The organism is Rhodococcus cercidiphylli (assembly GCF_033042225.1).
GTDB lineage: Bacteria > Actinomycetota > Actinomycetes > Mycobacteriales > Mycobacteriaceae > Rhodococcoides.
In genome coordinates, this window is sequence record NZ_JAWLKE010000005.1 from 295,768 (window position 1) to 314,619 (window position 18,852).

Consider the following 18,852-nt stretch of genomic DNA (forward strand, 5'->3'; position numbering starts at 1 on the left):
AGGGCAGTCTAGTCCCGATCCGGACCTACCCACATTCGGTCGGCGGAGCGATCAGCCCCAGCTGGCCTGAGCTCCGAGTGACCGCTTGTCGATCAGTTCGAGTCGACTTTCGGTGTACGAGGCGATCTGGTCGACGACCACACGAGTCCGTTCCGCATCGCTGTCGGCCCGCTGCCACGCGGGCACCAGAATGGGGTCCAGTTCGCCAGGAGCAGAGCGCATCAACCACTCGGCGACGCGGTGGATCCGGTCGCGTTGGCGCTCCTGACGGATCTTGTGTCCGGCATCGGACATCACGTACCGCAACGCCATCGTCTTGAGCAGTGCAACTTCCGAGCCGACGATCGACGGCACCACCAGATCGGCGTCGTATCGGCTCAGCGGCGCAGTGCCGTACTTCTCGTGGGTGCCCTCGATGGCGGCGGTGGCGAAGCGGCCTACCAGTTCGCTGGTCATGTGCTTGAGCGCCACGGATGCGGCGAGAGTGCCGTCGTAGCGTCCGACCGCGACCACGACGGGCATCCTGGACAGTCGATCTGCGGCCTCGATCAGTTCCTCCACATCGAGTCCGCGGAATTCCGAGACGCCGAGTTCGGCGAGGGCGCGTCGCTCGATCGGATCGGACAGCGCCCGTAGGTCGATGCGGGCGTCGATCACACCGTCCTCGACGTCGTGCACCGAGTACGCCACGTCGTCGGACCAGTCCATACTCTGCGCTTCGAGGCACTTGTGCTTGTCCGGAGCGCCGTCACGTACCCAGCCCAAGATGGCGGAGTCGTCGTCGTAGGCACCGAACTTCGCGCCGGGGGCGGGCCTGATCCATGGGTACTTGGTAGCGGCATCGAGCGACGCCCGGGTCAGGTTGAGTCCTGCGCTGCGGCCGTCGGAGTCGAGGATCTTCGGCTCGAGCCCGGTCAGAATGCGCAGGTTCTGCGCGTTGCCTTCGAACCCACCGCAATCCTGAGCCACTTCGTCGAGGGCGCGTTCACCGTTGTGTCCGTACGGCGGGTGGCCGATGTCGTGCGCCAGCCCGGCGAGGTCCACCAGATCCGGATCGCTGCCGAGCCCCTCGGCGATACTGCGGCCGATCTGCGCGACTTCGAGCGAGTGCGTCAATCGTGTGCGCGGGGTGTCTCCGTCTCGAGGACCGGTGACCTGAGTCTTGTCGGCGAGCCTGCGCAACGCGGCGCAATGCAACACGCGCGCTCGATCACGTGCGAACGCGCTTCGATGCGAGGCGTTGTCTGCCCCGGACCGCAGTCCTGCGGTCTTCGGGGGTTCGGTGACGAATCGTTCGACGTCGTGCGCCGAGTACGTGCCGGTCATCTACTGGCCCGCCGTGTAGGAGAAGTCCGCGGTGAAGTGGGTCAGCTGATACCACAGCAGAGCGCCTGTCTCCCTGGCGATTCCGTGTGCCTGGGATTCTCTGGTGTAGACCGCGGGCCCGGTGCGCGTGGGCGAAGTCCAGGCATCGAGACCGGCGTCGCGCGCCATGGTTCGGGTGCGTAGTGAATGCCACGGATCGCTGACCAACACCACCGACGAACTGCCCTGCTCACGCAGTGTGTTGCTCACCGCCTCGATGCTCTCGAGGGTGTCCGAGCCGGTCTCGACGGCGATGATGGCGTCGGCAGGAACACCCTGATCGATCAGATAGTTGCGGCCCGACGCGGCCTCGGTGAACAGGTCGCCCTCCTGCTTGCCACCGACCGTGACGATCTCGGGGGCGATTCCCTGCTCGTACAGCGACGCGGCCTGGGACAGTCGTGCCTCGAACACCGTCGAGGGTGTGCCGCTGTACTGAGCAGCGCCGAGTACGACGATGGCGTCGGCCTTGGAGTAGTCGTCGATGCGCGCCACCTGCCATACCCGCACCGCTGTTCCCGCGACCAGCACCAACGACATCAGTACCACTCCCGCGACCAGCCGACCGGTCCAGCGTCCGAGCGTTCCGAAGAAGCCGAGGCGCTCGGGACCTGGGTCCGGGGCATACCGGTCGTCGTACGGATCGCCGTACGAATCTCGGTCGAGAGTTGAATTCACTCCTCGAGTTTGCCAGGCCCAGGCATCGGAACCGTCACGGCGCGCCTCGAACGACCTACAGCCACCCTCGATCCTCGGCCACCCGGACCGCCTCGGCCCTGGTACTGGTGCCGGTCTTTCCGATCGCCGACGACAGATGATTGCGCACCGTGCCCTCGGAGAGGTGGACCTGAGCAGCGATGGACCCAGCGGTCCCGCCCCTGGCAGCCGCGCGGAGAACCTCCTGCTCTCGGGCCGTCAGTGGAGAGACGCCATCGGTGAGGGTTTCGGTCGCCAGCGTCGGATCGACGACGCGAAGCCCCATGTGTACGCGCCGAACGGCGTCGGCCAGCTGCTTGGCGGGAGTGTCCTTGACCACGAAACCCGACGCACCCGCATCGATGGCGCGTCGCAGGTAGCCGGGTCGCCCGAACGTGGTGACGATCAGCACCCTCGACTGCGGGGCCACGAGCGCCAGTTCGGCGGTGACCTCGATACCGTTCTTGCCGGGCATCTCGACGTCGAGCAGGACGACGTCGGGTCGATGTTCGAGAACGGCGGCGGCAACCTCGTCTCCACGTCCCACCTCGGCGACGACCTCGAGATCGTGTTCGAGCCCCAGCAGGGCCGCAAGTGCGCCGCGCACCAGGGCCTGATCGTCGGCCAACAACAACCTGATGGTCATCGCGCCTGCGTCCTATTCACCGTGTACCTCCACCCTGAACCCACCGGTCGGCACCCGGGCGATCGTCAGTGAACCACCCGCTGCCGTCACCCGTTCACCGAGACCGCGCAGACCGTTGCCGCCGGACTGCTGGTCTGCCGGTCCCACCCCGTCGTCGACGATGGAGATGCTCGACGCCGTCAGCGTCACCCTGCACTGCCGTGCACGCGAGTGTCGAACCACGTTGGTCACCGCTTCGCGGAGCACCCAGCCGAAGAGTTCTCGATGCCGCAGCGGCACCACGTCGGCGTCGCAGGGCAGATCTGCTTCGATCCCCGCCGCGGTCAAAGCCGTTCGTGCACTGGCCAACTCGGATCCGACGTCGACCTGACGCATGCCCCCGACGGTACTGCGCACATCGGCGAGCGCTTGCCGAGCAAGGGTTTCCAACTCGGCGATCTCGACGGCCGCGCGGGCGGGGTCGATCTCGATGAGCCTGCCCGCCAGTTCGCTCTTGACGGTGATGACGGTCAGCGAGTGGCCCAGGATGTCATGCACGTCCCGGCTCATGCGCTCGCGTTCGGCCACGATGGCCAGGTCGGCCAATTGCTGCCTGGCCACGGCCAATTCGTGATTGCGCTGGAAGACCTGCGTGATCCCCCACGCCGCAGCCGCGCTGATCAGCAGCTGAAATGCGAAGAAGGTGTCGGGCTCCCAGGACGAGATGAAGCGTGGCACCGCTTCGACGAGCGCGACCATCGCCAACACCAACACCCACGCTTGCCTGACCGGCAGGGTCATCATGGCCAGTACTGCGATGTAGACGGTCGCGCCGAATGCGGTGGTTCCGATCCACACACTCATGAACACGGTCAGCGTGATCATGACTCCGAGCGCGATCCACGCCTGCGAGACCGGCAGCGGCTTTCCTCGGCGGTGTCCGTTACGAAAACGCCAGAAGGTGGACGTGAACACGGCACCGAAGGCAACGATCGTCATGACCCCGGCAACCTTCGCCGGCGTGTATTCCAGAGCGAGGATGTCGTTCAACGGATAGATCAGGTACACCAACCAGATGGCACCGAACATCCAGCCGAACCGCCAGATCCGTCCCTCGGGAAGGTCGGCGGTGAACGTGGTCATGTCGCCCACGGTATCTCTGTGGACGACATGATCAGCGGTTTCGGTCTCACGCACGCTTGGTGTCTTTCCGGAACAGCAGCGCCGCTCCGGCGACGAACACCGTCGCCCACACCACCAGGTTCACCACGGCGATCATCAGAGTGCCCGCATCGGCGGAGGTGAACGGTGCCCGGGATACGGTCGCCAGGCCGTAGAGCGGGGTGAACTGGGCCAGCATCGGAAACCAGCCGCTGTCACCGAGCGGGACGAACAGTCCGCCGGCCAACGCCAGGAAAGCCAGCACCGGTCCGAGGATCTGCATGACGTTCTCCGAGGGCAGCAGGTAGCCCATGAACAGCCCGAACGCGGCGAACACTGCAGAGCCGAGCCACGCGATCACTCCGCAGCTGATCCACACCCAGATCGGCATGTCCGCCCCGAAGAATTTCGCGACGACGAACACCACGACGATCGCAGCGGCACCCATCGTCATGGCCACCAGAACCTTGGTGATGATGTAGGCCACGGGCTTCAACGGCGTCAGGCGGAGCTGCCTACTCCACCCCTGCGCCCGTTCGACCGACACCATCGCTCCCCCGCTCGTGGTCGCGAGCATCGCGCCGTAGACGGCCATGCTGATGGCGATGTAACCGGTGACGTTGCCGTGCGCGAACGGGTAGTTGGTCCGGTAGTCGGACTGCGTGCCGAAGATGACGAAGAACACCGGCGGCATCACCAACGTGAAGATCAGAGTTCGCTTGTTCCGGAAGAGCCTGCGGATCTCGAGTCCGAGGAAGGTCGGCGAAAACCCGCCCCAGGCAACGGCTCTGGCAGAGGTACGGGTGGCTGCGGAGTGTGCGGTCGTGGTCATCGAATGCTCCCGGCGAGGTCGTTTGCGGCTGTGTCGTTTTCGGAATCGGTGGTCAGGGCGAGGAATGCGTCTTCGAGGTTGCGCGAGACGATTTCCAGATCGGTCGCGTGTGCATCGTTGAGTAGGTACCGGGCCACGGCGTCGGAGTCGCGTCCGTGCACGATCACCCGATCGCCACGTGTGTCGACGCGGTCCACCCCCGGCATAGCCAGCAACACCGACTGGTCGACGCCGGGCAGCGTGGCGGTGACGGTGCGCCCAGCGGCCAGGTTCTTCACCTCGGCGGCGCTGCCGTCGGCGACGATCTTGCCGTGCCGCACCAGCACGATGCGGTCCGCGTAGGCGTCGGCCTCGTCCAGATAGTGCGTTGCGAACAGCACCGTGCGGCCGGTGCTGGCGTCCTGGCGAATGGCGTTCCAGAAGTCGCGGCGCCCCTCGACGTCCATGCCGGTGGTCGGCTCGTCCAGCACCAGCAGATCCGGATCCGGCAGCAGAGCGAGCGCGAATCGAAGCCTTTGCTGCTGACCGCCGGAGCATTTCGCCACTCGACGGTCTCCGATATCGGCGATGCCGGCCCGGGTCAGGACCTCCTTCACCGACCGGGTGTGGGCGAACAGTGCCGAGGTCAGCTCGACGGTTTCGCGGACGGTCAGATCGCGAAGCAGACCGCCGGTCTGCATGACGGCCGAGATGCGCCCCTGGGCGATCGCGTCGGCGGGAGTTCCACCGAACACCGACACCGAACCTGTTGTGGGTGTCGCCAGGCCGAGCATCATGTCGATGGTGGTCGTCTTTCCCGCTCCGTTCGGCCCGAGAAATGCGACGACCTCGCCCGGTTCGATGGACAGGCTCAGCCCGTCGACCGCCCGGACCGAGCCGTAGGTCTTGGTGACGCTGCGCAGTTCGACTGCTTTCGTTGTGGTCATGGGAATCACTCTGCTGCGGCCGAGCGGCTCCGACCTCGTTCGGGCGTCACGATTGCGAGGTGACAACTGTCATGCATCCGAATCGACCTGCTCGATCTCACGGGCGCGCAGCCGGTAGATTTCAGGCCATGGCAGTCCAGCACCGGCGGCACACCAGCGCCCCAGTCGTTCGAGAAGCAATCCACCGATTTCGTCGTCTCGCCGCCGTGGGTGCTCTGACCCTCTTCGCCGCGGTCCTGCTCGCGCCGGGAGTTGCATCCGCCGAGGCTCCGTCGCGGCTGGCCACACAGATCACCGACAACGTCCAGGCACTCGACCCGGATGCACTCGCCGAGGTGCAGACCTCGATCGACGATCTCTACGGCAGCAGCCAGGTTCGGTTGTGGGTCACCTATGTCGCGGACTTCGACAACATGTCGGCGGCGAACTGGGCCGAGCAGACGTACCAGAGAAGTGACCTCGGCCAGCGCGACGTTCTGCTCGCCGTGGCCACCGTGGACCGTTCGTACTACCTCGCTGTGAACACCGGCCTGTCTCAGATCACCACCTCCGAACAAGATTCGATCCGTGTCGACGATGTCGAACCTGCACTGCGCGAAGAAGATTGGTCCGGTGCGGCCATTGCGGCCGCCGGTGCACTCGGCGACGCGTACGCCTCGAGCGGCAGCGGTGGCTCGTCGGCACCGCTGCTGATCGGCGTCGGCGCACTGGCCGTGGCAGGCGGCGGAGCCGTCGTCTACTCGTCGCGCCGCAAGAAGGCCCGAGTCGCCGCAGAGGTCGAGGCCGTGGCGAAGATCGATCCGAGCGACCCGGCCGCACTGGCCGCCTTCCCCATCGACGTCCTCGACACGCGGGCCAAGGAAATCCTGATCGAGACCGACAACGCGGTGCGCGCCAGCGAAGAGGAATTGAACCTCGCCCGTGGAGAATTCGGAGATTCCGCCGCCGCGCCGTTCATCACTGCTCACGACAACGCCAAGAAGGCTCTCGCAACCGCCTTCGAGATCCGTCAACGCCTCGACGACGCCATTCCGGAAACTCCCGAGCAGCGACGGGCGATGCTCGTCGAGATCATCTCCTCCTGTGGCCAGGCCGATCGCGAACTCGATTCGCGGGTGGAGGAATTCGACGGGTTCCGCGATCTCGTGATGAACGCCGACGCCCACCTCGACGAACTGACCCAGGCGGTCGTCGGCTTGACGGTGAGAATTCCGCAGTCCGAATCGGTTCTTGCTCAGCTGCATTCGGACTTCTCCGAATCGGCGCTGAACTCGATTGCCGACAACGTCACGATGGCCAAGGAGCGGATGGCGCTGGCCGAGGAGAACATCGAGGCCGGACGCTCGGCGGCGGCACTCCCGCCCGGCAAGCAGGGGCCGGCGGTCACCGCGATTCGCACGGCCGAGCGAGCCGTCGACCAGGCCAAGACCCTGCTCGACGGCGTCGACCATGCCCGTGATGACATCAGGCATGCCATCGCAACCCTGCCCGACGCCATCGCGGACGTGAGACGCGACATCGAGCAGGCTCGTGGATTGGCCGAACACGGCGGGGCCGAACTGCAGGCAGCCATGACAGCCGCACAGACGGCATTGAAGAACGCGGAGACGGCGCAGTCCTCGGACCCTCTCGGCAGCTACACCGCCCTCGCCGAAGCCGATGCCGAACTCGAGAAGATCGTCGACGAGGCGTCGGCGGACAAGGCCGCCGAGGACCAACTTCGGGCCCGCCTGGATCGCGACATCGCGGCCGCTCAGGCGCAGATCACCGCCGCTGCGGACTACATCTCGACGCGCCGCGGCGGAGTGGGTGCCGACGCCAGAACGCGCCTGTCCGAGGCCGAACGACACCTCGGTGCGGCGCGTCAGCTCGAACCCGAGAACCCGGACGAGGCCCTCAAGCACGCGCACGCTGCGAGCCAATTGGCCTCGCGCGCATCGCAGATCGCCCAGTCCGACGTGCAGAACTGGGAGAATCGCCACGGTCCGCGCGGCGGCAGTAGCGGCGGCAACATCGCCGGTGCAGTCCTCGGCGGCATCCTGATCAACAGTGTGCTGCGTGGTGGGGGTGGCGGAGGATTCGGTGGCGGATTCGGCGGTGGCGGGGGCTTCGGCGGCGGCGGTGGTGGCGGCGGATTCGGCGGTGGCGGCGGCCGCTTCTAGTTTCTCGACAGACATACGACAGGGCCCGATCTCATCGCGAGATCGGGCCCTGTCGTGTGTGTGAGGTTCCTACGCGCCGATCAGACGAGACGCGATGTAGCCCTCGACCTGATCGAGTGCCACACGCTCCTGCGCCATGGTGTCGCGCTCGCGGATGGTGACGGCGTGATCGTCGAGAGTCTCGAAGTCGACGGTGATGCAGAACGGGGTGCCGATCTCGTCCTGACGACGGTAGCGGCGACCGATTGCTCCGGCGTCGTCGAATTCGACGTTCCAGTACTGACGCAGTTGCTGCGCGAGATCTTTCGCCTTGGGCGTCAGATCGGCGTTACGCGAGAGCGGGAGCACCGCGACCTTCACCGGGGCCAGACGACGGTCGAGCTTGAGCACGACGCGCTTGTCGACGCCACCCTTGGCGTTGGGTGCCTCGTCCTCGGTGTACGCGTCGACGAGGAACGCCATCAGCGAACGCGTCAGACCGGCCGCAGGCTCGATGACGTACGGGGTGTAGCGGGTGTCGGTGGCCTGCTCGTAGTAGCTCAGATCCTGGCCCGACGCCTTCGAATGCACCGAGAGGTCGTAATCCGTGCGGTTCGCGACGCCCTCGAGCTCACCCCACGCGCTGCCCTGGAAGCCGAACTTGTACTCGATGTCCACGGTGCGCTTGGAGTAGTGCGACAGCTTTTCCTTGGCGTGCTCGTAGAGCCGCAGGTTCTCCGGGTCGATACCGAGGTCGGTGTACCACTTCATGCGGTAGTCGATCCAGTACTGATGCCACTCGTCGTCCTCGCCGGGCTTGACGAAGAACTCCATCTCCATCTGCTCGAACTCACGGGTGCGGAAGATGAAGTTTCCGGGAGTGATCTCGTTACGAAAGCTCTTGCCGATCTGGCCGATGCCGAACGGCGGCTTCTTGCGTGAGGTGGTCAGCACGTTGGCGAAGTTGACGAAGATGCCCTGTGCGGTCTCGGGACGCAGGTAGTGCAGGCCCTCTTCGTTGTCGACCGGGCCGAGGAAGGTCTTGAGCAGGCCCGAGAAGGCACGCGGTTCGGTCCAGGAGCCGGGCTCACCGGTTTCGGGATCGCGAATGTCGGCGAGGCCGTTCTCCGGCGGGTGGCCGTGCTTTTCCTCGTAGGCCTCGATGAGGTGGTCGGCGCGGTACCGCTTGTGCGTGTGCAGCGACTCCACCAGCGGGTCGGAGAACGTCTCGACGTGGCCCGACGCCTCCCACACCTCACGCGGCAGGATCACCGAGGAGTCCAGCCCGACGGTGTCGTCACGGCTGGTGATCATGTTGCGCCACCACTGCTTCTTGATGTTCTCCTTGAGCTCGACGCCCAACGGACCGTAATCCCAGGCCGACCTGGTACCGCCGTAGATCTCGCCGCACGGGTAGACGAGGCCTCTGCGCTTGGCGAGGTTGGCGACGGTTTCGACTTTGGACTTGGGTGCCACTGGCGGAGCTCTCCATCTTCGGTTACATCGTGTAAGAGGTGACGTGGGCGTTTTCGCCCTGATCAGACTATCTGGCTCGGCGGTCGAATCCGAACAGCGGTCAGGTGCGGAAGTTGACATGCGCACTTGTGCATATCACAATGAATACGATTTGCAATAACAACTACTGCACTAACCTGGTGCCATGACGTCGATCGTGCAGGGAGAGTCCGCCGGCAACGAACCGGCGGCCGAAGGAGCCGCAACCGTGTCCACGGACTCGACAGTGGAAGCAAGTTCGCCCCACCGGCAAGACCCCGAGCATCCGTTGCACTCCGGCGATCCGTTCGCCGACGCTCCCCCGGCTCACATTCCGCCGAAGGAAACTCTGGCTGCGGCGGGCGACATCCTGCGGGCACTGGCCGCCCCGGTACGCATCGCCATCGTGCTGCAGCTGCGCGAGTCCGAGCGGTGCGTCCACGAACTCGTCGTCGCCCTCGGTGTCACGCAACCGTTGATCAGCCAGCACCTTCGGGTACTGAAGGCAGCGGGTGTGGTGCGCGGAGAACGCAACGGACGCGAGGTCCTGTACCGGTTGGTCGACGATCACCTCTCCCACATCGTCGTCGACGCCGTGGCCCACGCCGAGGAAGGCCGGAACCTGTGACCGACAAGTCCACCGACACCGCCACCCCCAGACGACCCGTCGTCGTCGGGGTGCGAGCCACCAAGCAGCGCAGCGCGATCTCGGACCTGCTCGACACCATCGAAGAGTTCAAGTCCGCACAGGATCTGCACGACGAATTACGCAAGCGCGGTGAGGGTATCGGCCTCACCACGGTGTATCGCACACTTCAGACCCTGGCGGACGCCGGGACGGTCGACGTACTGCGCACCGACAACGGGGAGTCCGTCTACCGGCGCTGCTCCTCGGGACATCATCATCACCTGGTGTGCCGCTCGTGCGGTTTCACCGTCGAGGTGGAAGGTCCCACTGTCGAGAAGTGGTCGCAGAGCGTCGCCGAATCCAACGGTTTCAGCGACGTCAGCCACACGATCGAGATATTCGGCACCTGCAGTCAGTGCAGCGCTGCCGCTCGCTGAATCCGCTCAGGCGACGGCGTCTGCCACGCGAGGCACCACCGCGTCGATAGCGAACGGAATCGACAGCACCGAGTTGTACGTGATCGCTCCACGCTGATCGATGGACAACGGAACGATCGCATCGTTTCGGGCGGCTGTCAGCGTTCCGAAGATCGGGTTCTCGGCCACGACGTCGATGTCCTCGCTGGTGCCGAGGTAGAGAACCACGTCGGCGTCGAGCTGCGAGATGTTCTCTGCCGAGACCGGAACAAAGAAGTTGGTGCCGTCGTCCTGGGCCAGAATCGGTTCCGGAATCTCGAAGCCCAGCGAGGTGACGAACGTGCCGCGGGCATCACCGGGCAGATATGCACCGAATTGGCCGTCGTACGGAAGCACCACGGCTGCAGTCTTACCCGCGAACTCCGGATGTGCGGCTCGCACCTGTTCGAGCGCAGCGGTGGTCTGCGCGTTCAGCTCCTCGCCGCGTTCGCGCTCACCCATCGCGCGAGCGATCGTGTCGGTGGCCACCTCACGATCGACGGCGTACGCGGCCGATCCGGCCGGTCGAGCGACCGTCGGGGCGATGTCACTGAGCCTGGCGTACGTGGCCTCGTCGAAGCCCGCGTTGAGCCCGGTGATCAGATCCGGTGCCAGCGAGGCGATCAGCTCGAAGTTCGGCTCGGACTCGGAGCCCAGCAGCGTCAACGGTGCGTCCCCCACCAACTCGTCGGTCCACGGACCCAGTCCGGTTTCGTAGAACGTGTACCCGGCGTTGCCGACGGGAACTGTGCCGAGCGCGATGACGGCATCGGCGTCGGACACCCCGAGCGTGACGATGCGCGTGGGCTTCTCGGCGATGGTCGTGCTGCCGTAGATGTGATCGATGACGACCGGGAATACCCCGTCCGCCGATTGCGTCGCCGTGTCGCCGGTGTCGGCAGTCGAGCAAGCCGTCAGGGCGACACCGAGGGCGATCACCGCCACCACCGCCGTGAGCATTCGGGTCCACCGCACAGTCATCGCATCCGCCTCTACTGGGAAGTAAGTACAGGCAAACCTTAGCTGACCGATCAGGGCAGTAGACCCTCGCGCGCCTTCTCGACTCCGGCGAGCACCAGGATGAGCATCGTCAGCATCGCCTCGTCGTCCAGACCGTTCGCAGGAAAGGTGTAGCGCAGCAACACATCCGCGAGCTTGTCGTGAGTATTGACCGAGATCGCGCCGAACTGCGAATCCGCATTGCGGTCGGCGACTTTCTTGTGCAGAGCCGGCTTCAACGGCCGGTCCCACGCCAACACCGCGGTGAGCGAGAGCACCTCGAGCTCGGGCGAGAGTCGCACGGCACGCAGCGAGCACAGAGCACCCGCATAGTCGAAACCGAGAGAACCCTCGTCACCGAGTGTGACCGTCGCGAACTGCGAGAGCGCCAACTGGGCACGGGCCTGCAACGAAAGCCCCTCGTCCGGCGTCCCGTTCGCGTTGTCACTCATACTTGACTCCACCGAATCGTCGGTCCCGCGAGGCGTATTCGATACACGCCTCCCACAGATCCCGTCGGTCGAAATCCGGGAAGAGCTTCTTCTGGAACACGAACTCCGCATAGGCCGACTGCCAGAGCAGAAAGTTCGACGTCCGCTGCTCCCCCGACGGACGCAGGAACAGATCCACGTCGGGCATATCGGATTCGTCGAGGTACTTGGCGACGGTGGCCTCGGTGATCTTCTCGGGGTTCAGCTTGCCCGCAGCCACCTGTCGAGCAATTTCCCTTGTGGCATCGGCAATCTCGGCCCGGCCACCGTAGTTGACGCACATCGTCAGCGTCATCACGGTGTTGTGCTTCGTCAACTCCTCGGCGACTTCGAGTTCCTTGATGACACTGCCCCACAACCTCGGTCGACGGCCGGCCCAGCGAACCCGGACGCCCATCTCGTTCATCTCGTCGCGCCGCCGACGAATGACGTCACGATTGAAGCCCATCAGGAACTTGACCTCGTCGGGACTGCGCTTCCAGTTCTCCGTCGAGAAGGCGTACGCGGACAGCCACTGCACCCCGATCTCGATGCACCCGCAGACGGTGTCCATGAGCACCGCTTCACCCTGCTCGTGTCCTGCGGTGCGCGGCAGACCGCGATCCTGTGCCCACCGACCGTTGCCGTCCATCACCAGTGCGACGTGGCGAGGTATCAGTTCCGGCTGCAGGATGGGCGGACGAGCGCCCGACGGATGCGGATCGGGAGGGCGCACCGTCGACTGTTCGTCAGGCCGAGGCCCCTGCTCTCGTCGTCGAATCACGGTCCCCATCCTGCCCGACGGTGTCGGCGAACACGGAGTCAGGTTGCGCCAGCGGTACCTGATGCGGGTGCGAGCGTTCGATGAGCGGAAGCGTGCGCAGCTGTCGTTCCAGATGCCATTGCAGATGCGCAGCCACCAGTCCACTGGCCTGCTTGCGGACGGCATCGGAGGTGGTGACGGTGTAGTCCCATTCCCCGCGCTCGAGCGCAACCATCAGATCGAGAACCCCGGTCGACGGCGTCGCCGATCCCGGCGGTCGGCAATGCACACACACGGCTCCACCGGCCGCGACATGGAACGCTCGATGTGGGCCCACCGCTGCGCACCGCGCGCAGTCGGTCAGTGCGGGAGCCCATCCGGCGAAACCCATCGCGCGCAGCAGGTACGCGTCGAGCACCAGTTCGGGAGGCCTGACGTGCTGCGCGAGGGCACGCAGGGCACCGACGGTCAACTGATGCAGCCGCTGCGCGGGTGCATGCTCCTCGCCTGCCAGCCGTTCGGCAGTTTCGAGGACCGCGCAACCGGTGGTGTAGCGACCGTAGTCGGCCACGATGTCTCCGCCGAACGCGTCGACCGTGTGCACCTGGGTGACGATGTCGAGGTTGCGCCCCGGATAGAGCAGAACGTCGATGTGCGCAAACGGTTCCAGCCGCGCACCGAACTTGGATTTGGTGCGGCGAACCCCCTTGGCAACGGCCCGCACGATTCCGTTCTCCCTGGTCAACAACGTGACGATGCGATCGGCCTCACCCAGCTTGTGCTGGCGCAGGACGACTGCGTTGTCACGGTATGGCCTCACGTCATCCAGTGTCCCACGCGGGCTGCGGCGGTGACCGTTCCCGCGCTGACGAGGAGTCGATACTGTGCAGGCGTGGATTTCCATCGGTCGACTCTCGTTGCTCAGGCTGCCGCTCTCGCGTCGGGTCGCATCACGTCGGTACAGGCGGTTTCCGAATCACTCGATCGCATCGAGAAGAGCCAACCCACGCTCAACGCGTTCCGCATCGTGCGCCGCGATGCAGCCCTCGCCGAGGCGGCCGAAGCGGATCGTCTGCGGGCCGCCGGCACCACCGCTCCCCTGCTCGGCGTTCCCGTTGCCGTCAAGGACGACGTGGACGTCACCGGGGAACCGACCGCCTTCGGATGCGCGGGCGACTTTCCACCTGCTACCGGGGATTCGGAGGTGGTACGCAGACTGCGTGCAGCCGGAGCCGTCATCGTCGGAAAGACCAACAGCCCGGAACTCGGCCAGTGGCCGTTCACCGGCGGCACCTTCGGACATACCCGCAACCCATGGGACCGCGAGCGCACCCCCGGCGGCTCCTCGGGTGGCAGTTCTGCCGCGGTGGCTGCCGAATTGGTCTCTGCCGCTCTGGGTTCCGACGGTGCCGGCTCGGTGCGGATTCCGGCCTCGTGGACCAATCTCGTGGGGATCAAGCCGCAACGCGGACGCATATCGTCGTGGCCGGAGCCCGAGGCGTTCAACGGCATCACCGTCATCGGCCCGCTCGCGCGAACCGTGGCCGACGCGGCACTGCTCCTCGACGTGGTCTCGGGCAGTCACGACGGAGATCTGCATCGTCCGACGCCGCTGACGGTCTCCGACGCCGTCGGACGCAACCCCGGTTCGCTGCGGATCGCGCTGAGCCTGCGTAAGCCGTTCATTCCGACGCCTGCCCCGCTGGACCCGGAGATCGCTGGTGCCGCTTATCAGATGGCCGCGGTACTGCGGCTACTCGGGCACCGAGTGGTCGTCGACGATCCGGCATACGGAATGTTGTTGGGGCTCAACTTTTTACCCCGCTCGCTGGCGGGTGTGGCCACCTGGCTCGACCGTCTCCCCGATCCGTCTCTCGCCGACCCACGCACCCGAGCCAACGCCAAGACCGGCCGGGCTCTGGCCGGAGCGCCGCTGCGCGCAGCACGCGCCGCTGAACCTCGCATCGGGCGTCGTGTCGGCCGGTTCTTCGACGAGTACGACATCGTGCTCGCCCCGACGACCGCCACCCCGCCGCCCCGGATCGAGGCCATCGACGGCATCTCCAACGCCGACACCGATCGGGTCATCACCGAGCACTGCCCCTACACCTGGCCGTGGAACGTGCTGGGGTGGCCGAGCGTCAACGTGCCCGCAGGATTCACCGCCGCCGGCCTACCCATCGGCCTGCAGTTGATGGGCCACGAATCCTCCGAGCCACTGCTCGTTTCGGTTGCTGCTCAACTCGAGAACGTGCTGCAGTGGCACCGCAAGCGCCCCGATCCCTGGTGGACCCAGGTGAGCGAAACCTCGTAGCCTGCTACGAATTGCCGTGCACATGCGGCGAAGCCGCTCCGGGTCAGAACCCGAGCTTGCCCATTTGCTTCGGGTCGGTCTGCCAGTCCTTGGCGATTTTGACGTGCAGGTCCAGGTAGATCCTGGTACCGAGTAGCTTCTCGATCTGCAGTCGCGACGCGGTGCCGACCTCTTTGAGTCGCGAGCCACCCTTGCCGATGATGATGGCCTTCTGACTCGACCGCTCGACGTAGAGGATCGCGTGCACGTCGAGCATGTTGTCGTGGCCTTCACGGGGCAAGACCTCGTCGATGACGACGGCAAGGGAGTGCGGCAGCTCGTCGCGGACACCTTCGAGCGCGGCCTCACGGATGAGTTCGGCCATGAGGACTTCCTCGGGCTCGTCGGTGAGCTCACCGTCGGGGTAGAACGCCGGGCCCGGTGGCAGTTCCGACGCCAACAGGTCGACGAGCTTCTCGATCTGCTCGCCCGATTCGGCGGACACCGGGATGACATGCGAATTCTCGCCGAGCAGCTTCGACAGCGACATCAGCTGCTGTACGACGCGTTCCTTCTTGACCTTGTCGATCTTGGTGATGATTCCGATTAGCGTCGTCTTGGGCGCGATGTGCCGCACCTGTTCGAGTATCCACCGGTCGCCGGGCCCGATCTTCTCGTCCGCGGGGATGCAGAGTCCGATGACGTCGACCTCGGAGTAGGTGTCCTGCACCAGGTCGTTGAGGCGTTGCCCCAGTAGCGTTCTCGGTCGGTGCAGGCCGGGGGTGTCGACCAGGATCAGCTGGGCGTGCTCTCGGTGCACGATGCCGCGAATGGTGTGCCGCGTCGTCTGGGGACGCGAGGACGTGATGGCGATCTTCGATCCCACCAACGCATTGGTCAACGTGGACTTGCCGGTGTTGGGTCGGCCTACGAAACAGACGAATCCGGATCGGAACTCACCGTTGTTCTGCTCGGACAAGAGCACCTCCAGATTTCAGTGTTGACGAGTGGCCTCGGACGAGTCGTCGTCCTCGGTGGAATCTTCTTCGGGTTCGAGCTTTTCGACCAGGACCGTGGCGATGCGGACGCGCCCCTTGGGATCTGCGCCACCTTCTCCACGCAGCAGCAGGCCGTGGGTGATCACCTGCGAACCGGGCAACGGTACTCGGCCGAGTTCGTAACCGAGGAGTCCGCCGACGGTGTCGACTTCCTCGGATTCGATGTCGATGCCGAAGATCTCGCCGAGGTCTTCGAGCGGCACCCGCGAGGACAGCCGATAGCGTCCGTCGTCGAGTTCCTCGATGGGCGCGACTTCGTCGGAATCGTATTCGTCGGCGATCTCGCCGACGATCTCCTCGATCACGTCCTCGATGGTCACCAGCCCGGCGATGCCCCCGTACTCGTCGACGAGCAGGGCCATGTGGTTGCGATCGCGCTGCATCTCGGCGAGCAGACTGTCGAGTGCCTTGGAGTCGGGAACGAAGACGGCCGGACGCATCAGGTCGGACACCTGCACTCCGCGGCCGCCGTCGGTGGAGTAATACGTCTGCTGCACAAGGTCTTTGAGGTACACAACGCCGACGATGTCGTCCACGTTCTCGCCGATCACCGGAATGCGGGAGTGGCCGCTGCGCACAGCCAACGAGGTGGCCTGTCCTGCTGATTTGTCGGACTCGATCCACACCATCTCGGGGCGCGGGACCATGACCTCGCGGGCGGAGGTGTCACCCAGCTCGAACACCGATTGGATCATTCGCCGTTCGTCGTCGGCCACGACGCCGCGCTCGCGGGCCATGTCCACCAGTTCCCGGAGTTCGATCTCGGAGGCGAAGGGGCCGTTGCGAAATCCCTTACCGGGGGTGATCGCGTTGCCGATGAGGATGAGCAGTCTGCTGATCGGTCCGAGGAGCCACCCGAGTGCACGCAGGGGCAATGCGGCCGCCAACGCGATCGAGTACGCGTTCTGCCGACCGAGGGTTCGCGGACCGACACCGATCACGACGTAACTGACCAACACCATGGCCACCGCGCTGATCACCAATGCGGTGGTCGAGTCGATCAACTGCGTCAGGCCACCCGCGAGCAACACGGTGCCGCCGATCTCGCACAGAATGCGCAGCAGCACCATCAGATTGACGTATCGCGGGCGGTCACCGACCACGACGACGAGGCCGGTGGCACCGGGGCGCTCGTCCTTGACCATGTCGTCGATTCGCGCACGTGAGACCGTGTTCAGCGCGGAATCGACGGCAGCGAACAGGCCGCCGAGAGGCACGAGAAGGACAGCGAACACGATGAGCGCAACAGCACTGCTCACGCGCTAGGACCCCACACTTGCACCTGTTCGACGACGCAGATCATCGGTCGAGTCCGTCCACGAAACCGGCCTTGCCGAGTAGCCTGGCGTCGCGGGCGGCCTGTTCGGCGGCCTCCTCCGCACGCCTGGCGTCCTCGTACCATTCGGCCAGCAGCCGGTTCTGCAGCTCGAACATTTCCTTCTCTTCGTCCGGCTCGGCGTGGTCGTAACCCAGCAGGTGCAGCACACCGTGCACGGTCAGCAGAGCGAGCTCGTGTTCGAGCGAATGCCCCGCTGCGGCAGCCTGATCCGCGGCGAACGACGGGCACAACACGATGTCGCCGAGCATCGCCGGCCCGGGCTCGGGCGCATCGGGACGACCGCCCGGCTCTAGCTCGTCCATCGGAAACGACATCACGTCGGTCGGGCCGGGCAGATCCATCCACCGCATGTGCAGATCTGCCATCGTTGCCGAATCCACCAGCACCATCGACAGTTCCGCAGCGGGATGCACGTCCATGCCGGCGATCGCGAACCGCGCGACCGAGACCAGCTCGGGTTCGGAGATGTCCATCCCCGACTCGTTGGACACTTCGATACTCATCTAGCCACTACCCACGCTCTCGTTGCCTGCATCTGTCGGTCCGTATGTCTGAATCATCTTCTCGCCGAACGCGGTCCACCGGTGCGGCGTTGCGCCCTGTTGGGAATGACGCCTTCCGATGTCGACTCGAACCGCTCGTAGGCGTCGACGATCTCCGAGACCAGGCGGTGGCGCACCACGTCGCTGCTGGTGAGCTGCGCGAAGTGGATGTCGTCCACGTCGGTGAGGATCTCCGAGGCTGCCCGCAACCCCGATCGCGCACCTCCGGGAAGGTCGACCTGGGTCACGTCGCCGGTGACGACGATCTTCGACCCGAATCCGAGTCGGGTCAGGAACATCTTCATCTGCTCGGCGGTGGTGTTCTGCGCCTCGTCGAGAATGATGAATGCATCGTTGAGAGTGCGTCCGCGCATGTAGGCGAGCGGGGCGACCTCGATGACGCCGGCCTGCATCAGCTTCGGGATCGCCTCGTCGTCCATCATGTCGTGCAACGCATCGTGCAGCGGCCGCAGGTAGGGGTCGATCTTCTCGTGCAGCGTTCCTGGAAGGAAGCCGAGCCGTTCCCCCGCCTCCACTGCCGGACGCGTCAGGATGATGCGGCTGACCTGCTTGGTCTGCAATGCCTGCACGGCCTTCGCCATCGCCAGGTACGTCTTGCCGGTGCCGGCCGGGCCGATGCCGAACACGATGGTGTTGGCGTCGATCGCGTCGACATAGCGCTTCTGGTTCAGCGTCTTGGGCCGGATCGTCTTGCCGCGGCGCGAGAGGATGTCCAGGCTCAGCACCTCGGCCGGTGAATCCGAGACGCCTTCGGTGAGCATGGCGATCGATCGGCGCACTGCATCGGGAGTCAGTGGCTGAGCGCGCTTGGCCAGCGCGGCCAACTCGGAGATCACCCGTTCGGCCAGCGCCACATCGGCCACTTTTCCGGTGAGCGTCACGGCGTTTCCTCGTACGTGGATATCTGCCGTCAGCATCTGCTCGAGCGCCCGCAGGTTCTCGTCGGACTGTCCCAGCAGTGGCATCACTGCTTCGGGGGCGAGTTCCAGGGTGGACCGAACGTCGCGCTCGGCGGGAAATTCGCTGTGTTCACTCACGTGGTGG

19 protein-coding genes are annotated in these 18,852 nt (G+C 65.3%); 4 read left to right on the forward strand and 15 right to left on the reverse strand.

The window, feature by feature from the left end; translation table 11 throughout:
• Positions 1-51 precede the first annotated feature (51 nt).
• The 6 genes from R3P95_RS14595 to R3P95_RS14620 are packed head-to-tail and all read right to left on the reverse strand — an operon-like array spanning position 52 to position 5,605.
• Positions 52-1,326, reverse strand: a complete 1,275-nt coding sequence (locus R3P95_RS14595; RefSeq protein WP_317548633.1) for a deoxyguanosinetriphosphate triphosphohydrolase — start codon at positions 1,324-1,326, stop codon at positions 52-54.
• Positions 1,327-2,043, reverse strand: a complete 717-nt coding sequence (locus R3P95_RS14600; RefSeq protein ID WP_149406190.1) for a YdcF family protein — start codon at positions 2,041-2,043, stop codon at positions 1,327-1,329. It abuts the gene before it with no gap.
• A gap of 55 nt (positions 2,044-2,098) precedes the next feature.
• Positions 2,099-2,707 (reverse strand): response regulator transcription factor, encoded by a 609-nt coding sequence (locus tag R3P95_RS14605; protein ID WP_317548634.1) that lies wholly within the window; start codon positions 2,705-2,707, stop codon positions 2,099-2,101.
• A 12-nt stretch (positions 2,708-2,719) separates the two neighbouring features.
• Positions 2,720-3,829 carry a sensor histidine kinase gene (locus R3P95_RS14610; protein ID WP_317548635.1) on the reverse strand — a complete coding sequence of 370 codons (1,110 nt, stop codon included), beginning with the start codon at positions 3,827-3,829 and terminating at the stop codon, positions 2,720-2,722.
• A 46-nt stretch (positions 3,830-3,875) separates the two neighbouring features.
• Positions 3,876-4,679 carry an ABC transporter permease gene (locus R3P95_RS14615; RefSeq protein ID WP_317548636.1) on the reverse strand — a complete coding sequence of 268 codons (804 nt, stop codon included), beginning with the start codon at positions 4,677-4,679 and terminating at the stop codon, positions 3,876-3,878.
• On the reverse strand, positions 4,676-5,605 hold the full coding sequence (locus R3P95_RS14620; RefSeq protein WP_317548637.1) for an ABC transporter ATP-binding protein: 930 nt from the start codon (positions 5,603-5,605) through the stop codon (positions 4,676-4,678). The genes R3P95_RS14615 and R3P95_RS14620 overlap by 4 nt, the downstream gene beginning before the upstream one ends.
• Positions 5,606-5,733: 128 nt before the next feature.
• On the opposite strand from R3P95_RS14620, the gene R3P95_RS14625 reads away from it, so the two are divergent.
• Complete coding sequence (locus R3P95_RS14625) at positions 5,734-7,767, forward strand: TPM domain-containing protein (RefSeq protein WP_317548638.1); 2,034 nt, start codon at positions 5,734-5,736, stop codon at positions 7,765-7,767.
• 69 nt (positions 7,768-7,836) lie between these two features.
• Here the strand turns inward: R3P95_RS14625 and R3P95_RS14630 are convergent, their stop codons facing one another.
• Positions 7,837-9,222 carry a glycine--tRNA ligase gene (locus R3P95_RS14630; protein WP_094640185.1) on the reverse strand — a complete coding sequence of 462 codons (1,386 nt, stop codon included), beginning with the start codon at positions 9,220-9,222 and terminating at the stop codon, positions 7,837-7,839.
• Positions 9,223-9,406: 184 nt separating this feature from the next.
• Here R3P95_RS14630 and R3P95_RS14635 point away from each other — a divergent pair, with 184 nt between their 5' ends.
• Positions 9,407-9,868, forward strand: a complete 462-nt coding sequence (locus tag R3P95_RS14635; RefSeq protein WP_306437454.1) for an ArsR/SmtB family transcription factor — start codon at positions 9,407-9,409, stop codon at positions 9,866-9,868.
• Entirely contained in the window at positions 9,865-10,305 is a 441-nt protein-coding gene (locus R3P95_RS14640) for a Fur family transcriptional regulator (RefSeq protein WP_037193030.1), read from the forward strand. Before R3P95_RS14635 ends, R3P95_RS14640 begins: the two co-directional genes overlap by 4 nt.
• 6 nt (positions 10,306-10,311) lie before the next feature.
• On the opposite strand, the gene R3P95_RS14645 is transcribed toward R3P95_RS14640, so the two are convergent.
• The 4 genes from R3P95_RS14645 to recO are packed head-to-tail and all read right to left on the reverse strand — an operon-like array spanning position 10,312 to position 13,375.
• Positions 10,312-11,304, reverse strand: coding sequence for an iron-siderophore ABC transporter substrate-binding protein (locus tag R3P95_RS14645; RefSeq protein WP_317548639.1), 993 nt, complete (start codon positions 11,302-11,304; stop codon positions 10,312-10,314).
• A 50-nt stretch (positions 11,305-11,354) separates the two neighbouring features.
• Positions 11,355-11,774 carry a hypothetical protein gene (locus tag R3P95_RS14650; RefSeq protein ID WP_317548640.1) on the reverse strand — a complete coding sequence of 140 codons (420 nt, stop codon included), beginning with the start codon at positions 11,772-11,774 and terminating at the stop codon, positions 11,355-11,357.
• Positions 11,767-12,585, reverse strand: coding sequence for an isoprenyl transferase (locus R3P95_RS14655; RefSeq protein ID WP_068052326.1), 819 nt, complete (start codon positions 12,583-12,585; stop codon positions 11,767-11,769). The genes R3P95_RS14650 and R3P95_RS14655 overlap by 8 nt, the downstream gene beginning before the upstream one ends.
• Positions 12,542-13,375: a DNA repair protein RecO gene (gene recO / locus R3P95_RS14660; protein WP_068052329.1), complete on the reverse strand. Its 834-nt coding sequence runs from the start codon at positions 13,373-13,375 to the stop codon at positions 12,542-12,544. The genes R3P95_RS14655 and recO overlap by 44 nt, the downstream gene beginning before the upstream one ends.
• A 72-nt stretch (positions 13,376-13,447) precedes the next feature.
• Between recO and R3P95_RS14665 the strand changes: the two genes are divergently transcribed.
• Complete coding sequence (locus R3P95_RS14665; RefSeq protein WP_317548641.1) at positions 13,448-14,869, forward strand: amidase; 1,422 nt, start codon at positions 13,448-13,450, stop codon at positions 14,867-14,869.
• 43 nt (positions 14,870-14,912) lie between these two features.
• On the opposite strand, the gene era is transcribed toward R3P95_RS14665, so the two are convergent.
• The 4 genes from era to R3P95_RS14685 are packed head-to-tail and all read right to left on the reverse strand — an operon-like array spanning position 14,913 to position 18,845.
• Positions 14,913-15,827: a GTPase Era gene (era, locus tag R3P95_RS14670; RefSeq protein WP_068052356.1), complete on the reverse strand. Its 915-nt coding sequence runs from the start codon at positions 15,825-15,827 to the stop codon at positions 14,913-14,915.
• 15 nt (positions 15,828-15,842) lie between these two features.
• Positions 15,843-17,165, reverse strand: coding sequence for a hemolysin family protein (locus tag R3P95_RS14675; protein ID WP_068052334.1), 1,323 nt, complete (start codon positions 17,163-17,165; stop codon positions 15,843-15,845).
• A gap of 40 nt (positions 17,166-17,205) precedes the next feature.
• Entirely contained in the window at positions 17,206-17,748 is a 543-nt protein-coding gene (ybeY, locus tag R3P95_RS14680) for an rRNA maturation RNase YbeY (RefSeq protein ID WP_068052336.1), read from the reverse strand.
• A 53-nt stretch (positions 17,749-17,801) separates the two neighbouring features.
• A complete protein-coding gene (locus R3P95_RS14685; protein WP_032394544.1) occupies positions 17,802-18,845 on the reverse strand; it encodes a PhoH family protein in 1,044 nt (347 codons plus the stop codon).
• Between the last annotated feature and the right edge of the window lie 7 nt (positions 18,846-18,852).